The sequence below is a fragment of the Pseudoxanthomonas suwonensis J47 genome (assembly GCF_000513955.1).
Classification (GTDB): Bacteria; Pseudomonadota; Gammaproteobacteria; order Xanthomonadales; family Xanthomonadaceae; genus Pseudoxanthomonas; species Pseudoxanthomonas suwonensis_C.
On record NZ_AZUZ01000015.1, the window covers coordinates 19,314 to 34,270 of the forward strand.

At 71.8% G+C, this 14,957-nt stretch carries 17 protein-coding genes; 9 read left to right on the forward strand and 8 right to left on the reverse strand.

All coding sequences use genetic code 11. From position 1 onward, the window contains the following. Nucleotides 1-162: 162 nt before the first annotated feature. From M503_RS17930 to M503_RS0105940, 5 genes are all read left to right on the forward strand, one after another. Entirely contained in the window at nt 163-303 is a 141-nt protein-coding gene (locus M503_RS17930) for a DUF559 domain-containing protein (protein WP_331280016.1), read from the forward strand. 5 nt (nt 304-308) lie between these two features. Next, nucleotides 309-530 (forward strand): endonuclease domain-containing protein, encoded by a 222-nt coding sequence (locus tag M503_RS17935; protein WP_331280017.1) that lies wholly within the window; start codon nt 309-311, stop codon nt 528-530. After that, nucleotides 523-1,815 carry a homogentisate 1,2-dioxygenase gene (gene hmgA, locus M503_RS0105930; RefSeq protein WP_037060639.1) on the forward strand — a complete coding sequence of 431 codons (1,293 nt, stop codon included), beginning with the start codon at nt 523-525 and terminating at the stop codon, nt 1,813-1,815. Before M503_RS17935 ends, hmgA begins: the two co-directional genes overlap by 8 nt. A 107-nt stretch (nt 1,816-1,922) precedes the next feature. After that, nucleotides 1,923-2,549, forward strand: coding sequence for a hypothetical protein (locus tag M503_RS0105935; protein ID WP_051414313.1), 627 nt, complete (start codon nt 1,923-1,925; stop codon nt 2,547-2,549). A 75-nt stretch (nt 2,550-2,624) separates the two neighbouring features. Then, a complete protein-coding gene (locus tag M503_RS0105940; RefSeq protein WP_028919404.1) occupies nt 2,625-3,575 on the forward strand; it encodes a sodium:calcium antiporter in 951 nt (316 codons plus the stop codon). A gap of 22 nt (nt 3,576-3,597) precedes the next feature. Here the strand turns inward: M503_RS0105940 and M503_RS0105945 are convergent, their stop codons facing one another. The 6 genes from M503_RS0105945 to M503_RS0105970 are packed head-to-tail and all read right to left on the reverse strand — an operon-like array spanning nt 3,598 to nt 9,606. After that, nucleotides 3,598-3,951 (reverse strand): Na+/H+ antiporter subunit G, encoded by a 354-nt coding sequence (locus tag M503_RS0105945; RefSeq protein ID WP_028919405.1) that lies wholly within the window; start codon nt 3,949-3,951, stop codon nt 3,598-3,600. After that, the gene (locus M503_RS0105950; protein ID WP_231472333.1) at nt 3,948-4,190 is read right to left on the reverse strand and encodes a K+/H+ antiporter subunit F; all 243 of its coding nucleotides are present in this window, start codon (nt 4,188-4,190) and stop codon (nt 3,948-3,950) included. The genes M503_RS0105945 and M503_RS0105950 overlap by 4 nt, the downstream gene beginning before the upstream one ends. A 38-nt stretch (nt 4,191-4,228) precedes the next feature. Further along, a complete protein-coding gene (locus M503_RS0105955; RefSeq protein ID WP_028919406.1) occupies nt 4,229-4,729 on the reverse strand; it encodes a Na+/H+ antiporter subunit E in 501 nt (166 codons plus the stop codon). Continuing rightward, the gene (locus M503_RS0105960; RefSeq protein ID WP_028919407.1) at nt 4,729-6,285 is read right to left on the reverse strand and encodes a monovalent cation/H+ antiporter subunit D; all 1,557 of its coding nucleotides are present in this window, start codon (nt 6,283-6,285) and stop codon (nt 4,729-4,731) included. Before M503_RS0105960 ends, M503_RS0105955 begins: the two co-directional genes overlap by 1 nt. Beyond that, nucleotides 6,282-6,749, reverse strand: a complete 468-nt coding sequence (locus tag M503_RS15785; RefSeq protein WP_081720952.1) for a Na+/H+ antiporter subunit C — start codon at nt 6,747-6,749, stop codon at nt 6,282-6,284. Before M503_RS15785 ends, M503_RS0105960 begins: the two co-directional genes overlap by 4 nt. A gap of 22 nt (nt 6,750-6,771) precedes the next feature. Further along, nucleotides 6,772-9,606 (reverse strand): monovalent cation/H+ antiporter subunit A, encoded by a 2,835-nt coding sequence (locus M503_RS0105970; protein ID WP_028928143.1) that lies wholly within the window; start codon nt 9,604-9,606, stop codon nt 6,772-6,774. Nucleotides 9,607-9,738: 132 nt separating this feature from the next. Between M503_RS0105970 and M503_RS15790 the strand changes: the two genes are divergently transcribed. Further along, nucleotides 9,739-10,617: an NAD-dependent epimerase/dehydratase family protein gene (locus M503_RS15790; RefSeq protein ID WP_051414315.1), complete on the forward strand. Its 879-nt coding sequence runs from the start codon at nt 9,739-9,741 to the stop codon at nt 10,615-10,617. 108 nt (nt 10,618-10,725) lie between these two features. On the opposite strand, the gene M503_RS0105980 is transcribed toward M503_RS15790, so the two are convergent. Both M503_RS0105980 and M503_RS0105985 read right to left on the reverse strand, forming a co-directional pair. Continuing rightward, the gene (locus M503_RS0105980) at nt 10,726-11,205 is read right to left on the reverse strand and encodes a DUF962 domain-containing protein (RefSeq protein ID WP_028919410.1); all 480 of its coding nucleotides are present in this window, start codon (nt 11,203-11,205) and stop codon (nt 10,726-10,728) included. A gap of 253 nt (nt 11,206-11,458) precedes the next feature. Then, nucleotides 11,459-12,412, reverse strand: coding sequence for a phosphoribosylaminoimidazolesuccinocarboxamide synthase (locus M503_RS0105985; protein ID WP_028928144.1), 954 nt, complete (start codon nt 12,410-12,412; stop codon nt 11,459-11,461). A gap of 183 nt (nt 12,413-12,595) precedes the next feature. Here M503_RS0105985 and M503_RS0105990 point away from each other — a divergent pair, with 183 nt between their 5' ends. The 3 genes from M503_RS0105990 to yegS all read left to right on the forward strand — a co-directional run bounded on the left by M503_RS0105990 (nt 12,596) and on the right by yegS (nt 14,812). Then, complete coding sequence (locus tag M503_RS0105990; RefSeq protein ID WP_028928145.1) at nt 12,596-12,931, forward strand: J domain-containing protein; 336 nt, start codon at nt 12,596-12,598, stop codon at nt 12,929-12,931. Between the two features lie 42 nt (nt 12,932-12,973). Then, nucleotides 12,974-13,660 carry a ribulose-phosphate 3-epimerase gene (gene rpe, locus M503_RS0105995; RefSeq protein WP_037060642.1) on the forward strand — a complete coding sequence of 229 codons (687 nt, stop codon included), beginning with the start codon at nt 12,974-12,976 and terminating at the stop codon, nt 13,658-13,660. 180 nt (nt 13,661-13,840) lie between these two features. Further along, nucleotides 13,841-14,812 carry a lipid kinase YegS gene (yegS, locus tag M503_RS0106000; RefSeq protein WP_037060644.1) on the forward strand — a complete coding sequence of 324 codons (972 nt, stop codon included), beginning with the start codon at nt 13,841-13,843 and terminating at the stop codon, nt 14,810-14,812. The last annotated feature ends 145 nt before the right edge of the window (nt 14,813-14,957 follow it).

Genomic DNA, 14,957 nt, shown 5'->3' on the forward strand with positions numbered 1-14,957 from the left:
GGGGCGAGGGGTAGCGTTTGCGGAGCACCGCTCCGCGCTCACCCGAGCGCCCTCGCGCTGGCGCGAGGGCCGGGGCGCGAAGCGGGGGTAGGGGAGAGGGTAGGGGTCATGGCGACCTCGAAACCTCCCCTCCCCACAGTTCTCCTCCGCCACGCCCGGCAGATGCGAAGCGGGCAGACGGAGGCCGAACTGAAGCTGTGGAGTTACCTGCGTGCCGGCCGCTTCGACGGCTTGAAGTTCCGGCGCCAGCATCCGGTTCCGCCGCCATCGCCGACTTCTGCTGCGTGGAGAAGCGGTTGGTAGTCGAAGTGGATGGCTCGCAACACTGGCCTGGAGTCGATGCGGCGAGGACGGAGTATCTGGAAGCGGGTGGCTGGAGGGTGCTGCGGTTCTGGGGGCGTGAGGTGCTCGGACAGGCAGACCTCGTACTTGATGCGATCTGGAACGCAACCAGGGAACCGGCCCTCTCCCCCGGCCCCTCTCCCGGCGGGAGAGGGGAGTTGAGGAAAAAGGCGAACGACGATGAATGAACTGACCTACATGAGCGGTTTCGGCAACGAGTTCGCCACCGAGGCGGTGGCGGGGACGCTGCCGGTCGGGCAGAACTCGCCGCAGCGGGTGGCGCACGGGCTGTACGCCGAGCAGCTGTCCGGCAGCGCGTTCACCGCGCCGCGCGGGCAGAACCGGCGCAGCTGGCTGTACCGGATCCGCCCGGCGGTGATGCACGGCAGCTTCTCGCCGTTCGCGCAGGCGACCTTCCACAACGACTTCGGCCACGGCCCGGTGCCGCCGGACCAGCTGCGCTGGGACCCGCTGCCGCTGCCGTCGCAGCCGGCCGACTTCGTGGAAGGCCTGTACACCATGGCCGGCAACGGTTCGCCGGCGGCGCAGGCCGGCGTCGGCATCCACCTGTACGCGGCCGACCGCGACATGGACGGGCGCTACTTCTACAACGCCGACGGCGAGCTGATGCTGGTGCCGCAGCTGGGCCGCCTGCGCATCGCCACCGAGATGGGCGTGCTGGAGATCGAGCCGCAGCAGATCGCGGTGGTGCCGCGCGGCGTGCGCTTCCGCGTGGAGCTGCCGGACGGCCCTTCGCGCGGCTACGTGCTGGAGAACTTCGGCGCGCCGTTGCGCCTGCCCGACCTGGGCCCGATCGGCGCCAACGGCCTGGCCAACCCGCGCGACTTCGAGACGCCGGTGGCCGCGTACGAGGACATCGAGGGCCGGTTCGAGCTGGTCGCCAAGTTCCAGGGCCACCTGTGGCGCGCCGACATCGGCCACAGCCCGCTGGACGTGGTCGGCTGGCATGGCAACTACGCGCCGTACCGCTACGACCTGCGCCGCTTCAACACCATCGGCTCGATCAGCTACGACCACCCGGATCCGTCGATCTTCACCGTGCTCACCGGTCCCAGCGACACCCCGGGCACGGCGAACGTGGACTTCGCGATCTTCCCGCCGCGCTGGCTGGTGGCGCAGCACACGTTCCGCCCGCCGTGGTTCCACCGCAACGTGGCCAGCGAGTTCATGGGCCTGGTCCACGGTGCCTACGATGCCAAGGCCGAGGGATTCCTCCCCGGCGGCTGTTCGCTGCACAACTGCATGAGCGGGCATGGCCCGGACGCGGCGACCTTCGAGAAGGCGTCGGCGGCGGACCTGTCGAAGCCGGACGTGATCGCGGACACCATGGCCTTCATGTTCGAGACCCGCGGCGTGATCCGTCCGACCGCGCAGGCGCTCGACGCCGGTCACCGCCAGCGCCGCTACCAGGAATGCTGGCACGGGCTGCAGAAGCACTTCCGCAAGCCCTGAGCACACCGGCCGTAGCGGGCGGGCGGTCGCGCCCGCCGCGGCCTTCGCCCGGCCTTGACGCGGTTTTCGTCAGCCTTTCACCCGACCAAACCACGTTCGGGGAAACGATGGCCCTCTGCAGATCCCTGGCCGGCCTGCTGGTGCTGGTCCTGCTGCTCGGCGGGTGCTCGCGCCCGCCGGCCGGCGAACCGGCAGCGGCGGGCGTGGAGGCCGACCTGGATGCCGCGGACGAGCCGGCCGAGGACATCCCGCCGGCGACCGCGCCGCATGCCGCCGGTGCGCTGGCGACGACCGACCTGGCCGCCGGCCTGCCGGCGCCGCTGGGCGCCGATGCGCAGGCGCTGCGCGACGGCTGGGGCCGACCGTTGCAGGGCGGCCCGGACGCCACCGACGCGGAAGCCTGCCACTACCTGTTCACCGACACCGATCGCGCCGAGAGCTTCGGCCAGGCCTTCATGTTCGAAGGCGGGCGCTTCGTGCGCATGGACGTGGACGACCCCGCGCTGGCCGCGCCCGGTGGCGGCCGCGTCGGCATGGACGCCGCGGCGGTGGCCGCGCTGTATCCGGGCCGGGTCGAGGAGCAGCTGCACAAGTACGTGGAAGGCGCGCGCACCCTGCGCGTGACCGGCGACGGCGAGGCGGTGCTGGTCTTCGCCACCGACGCGGCCGGCGTGGTCCGCTCCTGGCGGGTCGGCCTGCCGCCGCAGGTCGACTACGTGGAAGGCTGCGGCTGAGCGCCGGGATCGACCGCCCCGTCCTGCGCGGCTAGGATCGCGGGGGCCCAGGAAGCGGTCCAGGGAGAAGCGGCAATGGCGGAAGCACTGGGATTGTTCGCGCTGGGCCTGCTCGGACTGGCGCTGGGTGGCGATTCGGCGGTCAAGGGCCTGTCCGGGCTGGCGCAGCATTTCGGCGTGCGGCCGTTCGTCGCCGGCCTGCTGCTGGTCGCCTTCGGCACCTCGGTCCCGGAGCTGGCGGTGAACCTGCGCGCGGTCCACGAGCAGCAGCCGCACCTGGCGCTGGGCAATGCGGTGGGCAGCAACATCGTCAACCTCGGCCTGACCCTGGGCCTGGCCGCGCTGGCCGCGCCGCTGCTGCTGCGCGCGCGGATGCTCGGGCCGCTGCTGTTGCTGCTGGCGGCCGCCTCGCTGGCGGTGATGCTGTTCGGCCTGGACGGCCATCTCAGCCGCTGGGAAGGCACCGTCCTGCTGCTGGGCTTCCTCGCCAGCACCGGCTTCCTGCTGCGCAGCGGGCGTCGCGAGCCGGAGGCAGTGCAGTCCGGCATCGCCGCACATGCCGCCACCCGCACCGGCCTGGCCCTGAACCTGCTGCGTCTGCTGATCGCGCTGGTGCTGCTGTACTTCGGCGCGCGCGCGGTGGTGTCCGGCGGCTTGCGCCTGGGCGAAGGCTGGGGCATGAGCCCGCTGATGGTCGGCCTGCTGCCGGTGGCGATCGGCACCGCGCTGCCGGAGATCGCCGCGGCGATCGGCGCTGCGCGGCGCGGCCATGGCGACATGGTCGCCGGCTTCGTGATCGGCTCCAGCCTGTTCAACACCCTCGCCATCGTCGGCGGCATGGCCGCCGTCCACCCGCTGGCGCTGCCGGCCTCGTTCGTGAAGTTCGAACTGCCGGCGGTGCTGGTGCTGGCGCTGCTGGTCTACCCGCTGCTGCGCGGCGACCACCGCATCAGTCGCCAGGAGGGCGCGGTGCTGTGCCTGGCCTTCGCGACGTGGGTGGCGGTGGAACTGCTGCTGTTCCTCTGACGGAAGCCGGGGGTTTGCCAGCTCAGCTGGCCTCGCGGCTGGTGTCGTCGGCCGCGTCGGTGTCCGGCTGCGGCGGCCGCTCGGCCATGTGCAGCGACAGCGCCGCCTTGGCCATCAGGTGCGCGCTGATCGGCGCGGTGATGAACAGGAACGCGGTGATCAGCAGTTCGCGCGGCTGCGGGTCGGTGCCGTTGAGCGCGTGGTAGCCCAGCGAGGCGGCCAGCACGCAGCCCACGCCCAGCGTGCTGGCCTTGGTGGGGGCGTGCAGGCGCTTGAAGAACTCCGACAGCTTCACCAGGCCCAGCGAGCCGAGCACGATGAAGAAGCAGCCGGCCGCCAGCAGCAGGACCAGGACGATGGCGAAGACCCAGCTCATTCGACGATGTCCCGGCGCAGTACGTACTTGCTCAGCACCACCGTGCCGACGAAGCCGAGCATGGCGATGACCAGGGCCGCCTCGAAATACACCGCCGTGCCCAGCCACATGCCGAACAGCATCAGCTGCGCGATCGCGGCCACGAACAGGGTGTCCAGGGCGAGGATGCGGTCGGGCAGGGTCGGGCCGCGCAGCATGCGGTACAGCGCCATCAGCATCGACAGCCCGACCAGGTGCATCGAGGCGACGATGGCGTAGCCGACCAGGGCCTGCGGGGTCACGGGAAGATCTCCATCAGCGGCTTCTCGTAGCGGGTCTTGATCTGCCGGATGACTTCGTCGGCGTCGTCCAGGTTCAGCACGTGCACCAGCAGGTAGCGGCGGTCGTCCGACAGCGCCGACGATACCGTGCCGGGGGTGAGGGTGATGATGCTGGTCAGCACGGCGATGCCGTGGATGTTGCTGATGTCCAGCGGCACCCAGATGAAGCCCGGGTGGATGTCGCGCTCCGGGCCCAGCACCTGCAGGGCCACGGTGATGTTGGAGCGGACGATGTCCAGCAGCAGCACGCCGATCATCCGCGGCACCTGGCGCAGGCTGCCGATGCGCGCGAACTCGCGGTCCAGGCGCGCGGCGAACGGCGGGATCAGCAACGCCAGCACCAGGCCCATCAGCGCATGGCCGGCGGTGACCGCGTCGTTGAGCAGCAGCCAGAAGCAGAACACCAGCACGCTCAACGGCGGCGACGGCAGCCAGCGCTTGCGCAATGGAGTGGCCATCAGTCGCCCCTCACCGGCAGGGCCGCGCGCACCTGCTCCACGTAGTCGCCCGGCGACTGCAGCTGCGCGGCCGTGGCACGGGTGTATTCCAGCAGCGGCGCGGCGGCCAGCACCATGGCCACGCCGTAGGCCAGCAGCAGCATGGTGGCCGCGGCTTCCAGCGGCCGGCTCGGCACCACCTTCATCTGCTCCACCGGGGTGTATGCGGCCAGCTTCTCCGGCGAGGCATCCGGCCACGGTTCCACCCGCCAGAACAGGCGGGTGCCGGCGCGGGCCAGCCCGACCAGCATCATGAAGCTGCTGCCCAGCACCAGCGCCCACACCCAGCCGGTGCGGGGCGCCGGCACCGCCTCGAGCAGCAGCAGCTTGCCGATGAAGCCCGACAGCGGCGGCAACCCGGCCAGCGACACCGCCGCGACCAGGTACACCACGCCCGGCAGGGTGCGGTCCGGCAGCGCGGACAGCACGTCCTTGCGGTCGCCGGCATTGCCGCGGCGGCGGCGGATCAGGTCGGCCAGCAGGAACAGCGCGGCGCCGGCGAAGGTGCTGTGCACCAGATAGTACAGGCCGGCGGAGATGGTCCCGGCGCTGGCCAGGGCAAAGGCGAGGAACAGCGTCGCCGCCGAGCCCAGCACCAGGTAGGCGGTCATCGCCCGCAGCTTGCGCGAGGCCAGCACGCCCAGCGAGGACAGGACCAGGGTGGTGCCGCCCAGCGCCAGCAGCGCCGGCCAGGCGAAGCCGGCCACCGTGCCGGTACCGAAGCTGAGCGTGCACACGCGCAGCACCGCGTACAGGCCGACCTTGGTCATGATCGCGAACAGCCCGGCCACCGCCGCCGGCGCATGCGTGTAGGTCTGCGGCAGCCAGAAGTACATCGGGAACAGCGCCGCCTTGGCGCAGAACACCACGACCAGCAGGCCGGCCGCCGCCTGCACGAGGGCGACGTCCTCCACCGGCAGCTCGGCCACGCGCGCCGCCAGCTCGGCCATGTTGAGCGTACCCAGCAGGCCGTAGACCAGGCCCAGGGCGACCAGGAACAGCGTCGAAGCGGCGATGTTGAAGGCCACGTAGTGCAGGCCGGCGCGCAGGCGCTCGCCGCGGCCGCCGCTGAGCATCAGCCCGTACGAGGCGATCAGCAGCACCTCGAAGAACACGAACAGGTTGAAGATGTCGCCGGTCAGGAACGCGCCGTTCAGGCCCATCATCTGGAACTGGAAGAACGCGTGGAAATGCGGCGCGCGCCGGTCCCAGCCGGCGCAGGCGTGCAGCAGGCAGGCCACGCCCAGCAGCTGCGCGGCCAGCAGCATCAGCGCCGAGAGCCGGTCGACCATCAGCGCGATGCCCAGCCGCGCCGGCCAGTCGCCGACCAGGTACACCGCGATCTCGCCGCCGGCGGCGCGTTGCGCCAGCAGGATCGAGACCACCAGCATCGCCGCCATCGAGGTCCACGCGACCATGCGCTGCGGCGCCATGCCGAAGCGGCGGTGCTCGAAGAACAGGGCCAGCGCCGCGGCGACCAGCGGCACCAGGATCGGCAGCAGCGGAAGGTGGTTCATCCGCCGGCCTCCATGTCGCGCGCGGGCGAGGCTTCGCCGGTGGACCTGGCGCGGGCCGTGTCGGCGGCCAGGGTAGCCACGCGCGCTTCCTCGTGGCGGCGCTGCTCGGCCAGCTGGAACTCGCGCTCGGCGCTGCTGCCGTCGACGTGGTCGCTGTGGTTGTCGGCGCGGCTGCGGATGGCGATGACGATGCTCACCGCGGTCATCGCGAAGGAGATCACGATCGCGGTCAGCACCAGCGCCTGCGGCAGCGGGTCGGTGTAGTGGGCCAGGTCGGTGGCCACGCCGTCGCGCAGCACCGGCGGCTTGCCCGCCACCAGGCGGCCGCTGGAGAAGATCAGCAGGTTGGTCGCGTACGAGAGCAGGGTCAGCCCCAGGATCAGGTCGAAACTGCGCGCGCGCAGCAGCAGGTACACCCCCGCCGCGGTGAGCAGCCCGATCGCGCTCGCCATCGCCAGCTCCATCAGCGCTTCGCCTCCATGTGCATCACGGCCGCTCCCCCGTGCGGGTCGAGCGTTCGCCCGGTTCGATCACGCCCTGTCGCGCGACGCGGGTGCGCGAGGGCTTGATCGTGCCCAGCATCGACAGGATCAGCATAGCCCCGCCGAACACCACCAGGTACACGCCGGTGTCGAAGCCCATCGCGCTGGCCAGCTCCAGTTCGCCGAGGAACGGCAGGTCCAGCTCGGCGTGGCCGCTGGTCAGGAACTCCAGCCCGAACGCGAACGAGGCCGCGCCGCTGGCCGCGGCCACGATCAGGCCCACGGCGATGCACTTGATGTAGTCGAAGCCGAAGCGCGACTCGACCGAGGCCGCGCCCTGGATCACGTACTGGATCAGCAGCGGCACCGCCAGCACCAGGCCGGCGATGAAGCCGCCGCCGGGCGCGTTGTGCCCGCGCAGGAACAGGAACACCGAAACGGTCAGGGTCAGCGGGAACATCATCTGCGCCAGGTCGGCCGGCACCGGCAGCTTCACCGGCGGCCCGGCCATCACCTTCTCCGGCGCCATCCGCGCGCGCCGCAGCAGCGCGTGCACGATCAGCGCGGCCACGCCGAACACGGTGATCTCGCCGAAGGTGTCGAAGCCGCGGAAGTCGACCAGGATCACGTTGACCACGTTGCGGCCGTAGGCCTCCGGCAGCGAGCGCGCCAGCATCTCCAGGCTGGCCGGCTCGCCGGGCACGCGGGTCATCATCGCGTAGGCGAGCAGGCCGATGCCCAGGCCCGCCGCCGCGGCCACGACGATGTCGCGCAGGCGCCGGCGCGGCGTGCGCTCCGGCGGCGACCGCGCCGGCAGGTAGTGCAGGCCGAGCAGGAGCAGGGCCAGGCTGACCATTTCCACCAGCAGCTGGGTCAGGGCCAGGTCCGGCGCCGAGAGGAACACGAAGGTCAGGCTCACCATCAGCCCGGCGCCGCCGAGCACGACCAGGGCCAGCAGGCGCTGGCGATAGAACTTGATGGTCCACGCGGTGCAGGCCAGCAGCACCAGCCACAGCAGCCAGCCAAGCAGCGGCATCGGCTGCGGGGCGCGCCATTGCAGCGGCGGCGACACGCCGGACAGGAACGGCGCGGCGCCGGCGAACAGCGCCGCGGCGACCAGCCAGACCATGCTGCGCTGCAGGCTGCCGTTGGCCAGCCCCGTGGTGAAGCGGGCGGCGAGGGCGTACAGCGCTTCCATGTTCCAGCGGAACACCTGCCGGCCCAGCGAGCTGCGCATGATCGCGTGCAGGTCCAGCAGCCGGCGCAGGCCGAAGTACAGCGCCACGCCGCCGACGATGCCGGCCAGGCTCATCAGCAGCGGCCGGTTGAGGCCGTGCCAGACCGCCAGGCTGTAGTGCGGCATGGCCTCGCCGAGGATCGCGCCGGCGCCGGCCTGCAGCACCGGGGCGATGGTCCACGCCGGCGCCACGCCCACGGCCACGCACAGCAGCACCAGCACCTCCACCGGGATCTTCATCCAGCGCGGCGGCTCGTGCGGCACCCGGTCCAGCCCGCGCGGGCCTTCGCCGAAGAAGGTCTCGAGGATGAAGCGCAGGCTGTAGGCCACGCCGAAGATGCCGTACAGCAGCGCCGCCACCGCCACCCAGTTGCCCATCATCCGGTAGCGCTCGACGCCCAGCGCCTCGGCGAAGAACATCTCCTTGGACAGGAAGCCGTTGAGCAGCGGGATGCCGGCCATCGACAGCGAGGCGATGATCGCCAGCGCGCTGGTCATGGGCATGTACCTGCGCAGGTTGCCCAGCCGGCGCATGTCGCGGGTGCCGGTCTCGTGGTCGATGATGCCCGCGGCCATGAACAGAGAGGCCTTGAACGTGGCGTGGTTGAGGATGTGGAACACGCCGGCGACCACCGCCATAGGCGTGGACAGGCCGAACAGCACGGTGATCAGGCCCAAATGCGAGATCGTCGAGTACGCCAGCAGGCCCTTGAGGTCGTGCTGGAAGATCGCGTACCAGGCGCCGGCCAGCAGGGTCACCGTGCCCACGCCGGTGACCACGTAGAAGAACAGGTCGGTGCCGGCGAGCGCCGGGTGCAGCCGGGCCAGCAGGAACACGCCGGCCTTCACCATCGTCGCCGAATGCAGGTAGGCCGACACCGGCGTCGGCGCGGCCATGGCGTGCGGCAGCCAGAAGTGCACCGGGAACTGCGCGCTCTTGGTGAACACGCCGGCCAGCACCAGGCCCAGCGCCCACGGGTAGAGCGCGCTCTCGCGGATCAGGTCGCCGGAGGCCAGCACCACGTCCAGGTCGTAGCTGCCGACGATGCGGCCGATCAGCAGCACGCCGCCGAGCAGGGCCAGGCCGCCGCCACCGGTGATCGCCAGGGCCATGCGCGCGCCCTCGCGCGCGTCCTGGCGCTTGTACCAGTAGCCGATCAGCAGGAACGAGCTGATGCTGGTCAGTTCCCAGAACACCAGCAGCAGGAGCAGGTTGCCGGCCAGCACCACGCCCAGCATCGAGCCCATGAAGAACAGCAGGCAGCCGAAGAAGCGCGGCGCGCTGTCCTCCTTCGACAGGTAGTAGTGGGCGTACATCACCACCAGCACGCCGATCGCCAGCACCAGCCCGGCGAACATCCAGGCCAGGCCGTCCAGGCGCAGGCTGAAGTCCAGGCCGATCTGCGGGATCCAGGCGCAGCCGGCGCGCGGGATCCAGCCCTGCAGCACCGCCGGGGTCAGCCAGGCCAGCACCAGCAGGCCCAGCACCGGCGCGGCCGCGGCCACCCACGCCACCTGCCCGCGCGGACGGCCGCGCAGGAACACCATCGCCAGGGCCGCGAGGAACGGCAGGGCGAGCATGGTTTCCAGGAAGGGGATCATCCGGGGCAGGAAGCGTGGTCGAGCAGGCGCCCGAGTGTAACAGCAGGTGCAAGTACGCCGCGGCACGCGGCACGTCCTGCGACGCGGTCGCTATGCTGTGCGCATGTCGAAGCTTCTCCCTCCGCGCCGCCGGTGAGCGCGTCGCCACCCCGCGCACTGCTGTTCGGCGGCACCGGCCCGATCGGCCGCCGCGTGCTCGCCCGGCTGCAGGCGCGCGGCTGGCAGGTGGTGGCGCTGAGCCGGGGCGCGGCGCCGCCGCTGCCCGGGGTGGAATGGCGCCAGGGCGCGCTGCCCGGTTCGGCCGGGCCCGGCGACGGCTTCGAGGCCATCCTCAGCTGCGGGCCGCTGGACCTGTTCTCGCAGTGGTACGCGGCCACGCCGACCGGGCCGACGCCGGTGGTGGCCTTCGGCTCGACCAGCGTGCACGTCAAGGACCGCTCGCCGGATCCGGCCGAGCGCGCGCTGGCCGCGCGCCTGCGCGAGGCGGAAGAGCGGCTCGCGGCGACGGCCGCCGGACGCGATGCCGCGGTCACGCTGCTGCGCCCGACCCTGGTCTACGGCGGCGGCGGAGACCGCAACCTCAGCCGGATCGCGGCGCTGGCGCGCCGGCACGGCCTGTTCGTGCTGCCGCACGACGCGCGCGGACGGCGCCAGCCGGTGCATGTGGACGACCTGGCCGACGCGGCGCTGGCGGCGCTGGATGGCCCCGGACGCGGGCTGCGTGCCTTCGATCTGCCCGGTGGCGAAACCCTCGCCTACCGGGACATGGTGGCGAGGGTGCTGGCATCGCTGCAGCCGCCACGGCGATTGTGGCTGCTGCCGGGGCCGCTGTTCTCGCTGGCGGCATGGACCGCGCGCGCGCTTGGCGTGCACGACGCCGGTCCGGCGGTGCTGCAGCGGATGCGCGAGGACCTGGTGTTCGACGCGGGCCCGGCGCGGCGCGAGCTGGGCTATGCGCCGCGCGGGTTCGCGCCGGAAGCGTGGATGTTCGAGGGGGCGGACTCGATCTAGAGCCCGGGGACGGTGGGGTGCGTCGGGATGCGTGGTCACAGCGACGCGGGGATACGCGCCGCCAACCCTTCAAGACAACGCGCGGCATGGGAGGGGTTTCCCGCCGGCTCAGTACTTCCAGCCCATCTTCCGGTAGAACTTCGCCAGCACCCAGGCCGGTCCGATCAGCAGGTAGACCAGGTCGGTGAGGAAGCTGGGCTTGCGGCCTTCGAACTTGTGGCCGACGAACTGCGCGATCCACGCGACCACGAACACGGTGACCGCGCTCCACAGCAGCGCCTGCAGGCCGAAGCGCATCTCCACCAGCCGGCAGATGCAGCCGCACAGGAAGAACACCGCCAGCATGCCCAGGCCCAGCGGCCGCGACATGCGGTAATAGAACATCCAGGCGAAGAACATCGCGAAGGCCGCCCACACCCCGGTCTTCATCCAGGTGCCAACGACCGGGATGCACCACACCAGCGCCACCACCGACCACAGGATCGCCGGCACGGCGACGACGTGGATGCGCTGGTTGAGGAGGTTGCGGTGGTCGCCGGAATAGCTGGCGAAATAGCGGTCGATCGGCCGCTGCAGGGTGGCGTCCATCTCGTCCCTCCCGGGGATCCCGTACGCGTGTGCGTCGAGGATAGCGCGCGGGGAGCAGCCCGGATAAGGCCGAAGCCCTGAAACCCCGCTCCGACCGGGGTGGGGCGGCATGTTTGCGTGCCACTGCCGCGCATGCCGCCGGACGCCCGCGTCCCATGCACGCGGGCCGGGGCGGTTCATTCCCGGCGCACCCGGATGCGGTTCGCTTGTCCGGGTTACGGGCAGTGCGGGGCGTTGTCGCCCCGCAGCGGGGTCAGTCGATCGAGATGCCGGCCAGCTTCTGCAGCGCCTCGGCGTAGCGGGCGCGGGTGCGCTCGATGACCTCGGCCGGCAGCTTCGGGCCCGGCGGCGTCTTGTCCCAGTCCAGCGTTTCCAGGTAGTCGCGCACGATCTGCTTGTCGTAGCTCGGCGGGCTCGTGCCCACCTCGTACTCGTCGGCCGGCCAGTAGCGCGAGGAATCCGGCGTCAGCATCTCGTCCATGATGTACAGGCGGCCGTCGGCGTCGGTGCCGAACTCGAACTTGGTGTCGGCCAGCAGGATGCCGCGCTCGGCCGCGTAGGTCGCCGCGAAGCGGTACAGGCGCAGCGTCGCGTCGCGTACGCGCTCGGCCAGCTCGCCGCCGACCTTGCGCACCATCGCGTCGAAATCGATGTTCTCGTCGTGGTCGCCGACGGCGGCCTTGGTCGACGGAGTGAAGATCGGCTCCGGCAGCTGCTCGGCCTGGCGCAGGCCCTCGGGCAGCGCGATACCGCTGACCTTGCCCGTGCGCTGGTAGTCCTTCCAGCCGCTGCCGATCAGGTAGCCGCGGGCGATCGCCTCCACCGGCACCGGCTTGAGCTTGCGGGTGACCACCGCGCGCTTCGCATACAGCGCCGGGTCCGCGCCCTCGGGCAGGACCGAAGCGACATCGATCCCGGTGAGGTGGTTGGGCATCAGGTGCGCGGTCTTGCCGAACCAGAAGTTGGAGATCTGGCACAGCATCTCGCCCTTGCCGGGGATCGGGTCGGGCAGGACCACGTCGAACGCCGAAAGGCGGTCGGTGGCGACCATCAGCAGGTAGCCGTCCGGCGAGTTGCCGGAATCGCCGGCCGTGGCCAGCGCCGCGTCGGGGATCCGTTCGCGGGGAAGGTCGAACACGTCGCGCACCTTGCCGCGGTGGCGCAGCGGCAGGCCGGGGAGGTCGGACTGGAGCAGGGTCGTGGACAACGCAGTCTCCGGAAGCAGGCGGGACACAGGATTTGACGGCGGCCCGACCCACGCCTGGCGACGCCCGCGTGGCGGCCGGCCGCACAGTGTACGGCCAGTGGAGCCGCCTGTGCCGTAGAATTGCCATCCCGCACGCCAGGCCCCGCCCGGGGTGCTCCAGAGGCCAGGGGCGACGCCCGCCGAATGAACCGCTGGTACGGAAAACTGCTGGGAGCCATCGCCGGGGCGCTGCTGTTCCGGGCCAACCCCCTGTTCGGTGCCGTGGTCGGCCTGCTGCTGGGCCACGCCTTCGATGCCGACTGGTTCCGCCTGCGCGAGCGCGAGAATCCCTATGCCGAGCTGGGCCTGACCCGCGAGGCCAGCGACGCCGAGATCGACCAGGCCTACCGCCGGCTGATGTCCCAGTACCACCCGGACAAGGTCGCCGGCGCCGCCCCCGAGCTGCGCGAGCAGGCCGAAAAGCGCGCCCGTGCCATCAACGCCGCCTACGACCGCATCCGCGCCCTGCGCCGCCGCTGACCCCGGCGTCACGCCCCGTTCCCCGCCTTGCCCGAGCCGACCATGCAGCCCACCGTCATCGCCCCGTCCATCCTCTCGGCCGACTTCGCCCGCCTGGGCGAGGAAGTGGACAACGTCCTGGCCGCCGGCGCCGACTGGGTCCATTTCGACGTGATGGACAACCATTACGTGCCCAACCTGACGATCGGCCCGATGGTCTGCCAGGCGCTGCGCAACCACGGCGTCCAGGCCTTCATCGACGTGCACCTGATGGTGGAGCCGGTGGACCGCATCGTCCCGGACTTCGCCGCCGCCGGCGCCAACCTCATCAGCTTCCACCCGGAAGCCAGCCGCCACGTCCACCGCACCATCCAGCTGATCAGGTCGCACGGCTGCCAGGCCGGCCTGGTGCTCAACCCGGCCACGCCGGTCGAGGTGCTGGACTGGGTGCTGGAGGACCTGGACCTGGTGATGCTGATGTCGGTGAACCCCGGCTTCGGCGGCCAGTCCTTCATCCCGTCCAGCCTGGACAAGCTGCGCGCGGTGCGGGCGATGATCGACAAGACCGGCAAGCCGATCCGGCTGGAGATCGATGGCGGGGTCAAGGCCGACAACATCGGCCAGATCGCCGCCGCCGGCGCCGACACCTTCGTCGCCGGCTCGGCGATCTTCACCGCCCCGCGCACCCGCGAGGCCTACGCGGACACCATCGCGAGGATGAAGGCCGCGGTGGACGCCGCGCGCGGCTGACCCGACCGGGCGGGTGCCCGGCGCCTGCCTGTTCGGCGCTCCGGCCCGCGAAGCGCCGGTTGCCCCGCCGCACGTACGCCGATCCCGCCGCCGGGGCGTGACCGCGTGGCGACGCCGGTTCACGGCCCGCCGGCGCTGCCATTGCTAGCCTGCCGGACCGCTTCCCCCCGCAGGCTGCCCATGACCCAACCCCGCGTGCCGGCCACGATCTGGCTGCTGCTCAACGGCAAGTCCGCCGGCGACGACGCCTTGCGCGAAGCGGTGGCGGCACTGCGCGACCGCGGCACGCCGGTGCAGGTGCGGGTGCTGTGGGAGCCCGGCGACGCGGCCCGCTACGTGGACGAAGCCATGGCCGCCGGTGCGGCGACGGTGGTCGCTGCCGGCGGCGACGGCACCCTGGGCGAGGTCGCCGCCGTGCTGGCGCGGCTGCAGTTGCCGGCCGCGGACACGCCGGCGCTGGGCCTGGTGCCGCTGGGTACGGCCAACGATTTCGCCACTGCCGCCGGGTTGCCGCAGGACCCGGGCGAGGCCCTGTCCCTGGTCGCCGCTGGGCCCCCGACGCCGCTGGACCTGCTGCGCGTGGAGGCCGACGGCACCGAGCACTGGTGCGCCAACCTGGCCAGCGGCGGCTTCGGCACCGAGGTCACGGTGGAGACCGACGAGGGCCTGAAAAAGCTGCTCGGCGGCCTGGCCTACCTGGTCACCGGGATCGCGAAACTGGGCCGGATCGAACCGCTGCCGGTGCGCCTGCGCGGGCCAGGCTTCGACTGGGAGGGCGGGATGATCGCGCTGGGCCTGGGCAACGGCCGCCAGGCCGGCGGCGGGCAGCCGCTGTGCCCGGAGGCGGTGGTCGACGACGGCCTGCTCGACCTCACCGTGATCCCCGAGCTGTCCGGCGAACTGCTGGCCACCCTCGGCACGGTGGTGGCGCAGGGCCAGCATGCGGCGCTGGAGCGCAGCGCGGTGCGCACGCGGCTGGCCCGGGTCGAGGTGGAATCGCTGGACGGCGAGCTGACCCTCAACCTCGACGGCGAGCCGGTGGCCGCGCGCCGCTTCCGCGTCGAATGCGTGCCCGGCCGGCTGCGCATGCACCTGCCGCCGGACAGCCCGCTGCTGTCGCCGTCCGGCCCCCGCGGGTCGCGACCTTCCTGACGCCCCCCGGCGCCGCGCCACCGTTGCCCCCGTAACGGCTGCGCGTCCGCGCCGATGCGGGTAAAGTGGGCCCATGTTCGGCCAGACGATCAGGCTCCAACCTTCCTCCGCGCGCCTGTGCTGGCGATGGCGGCCGCATGCCGTC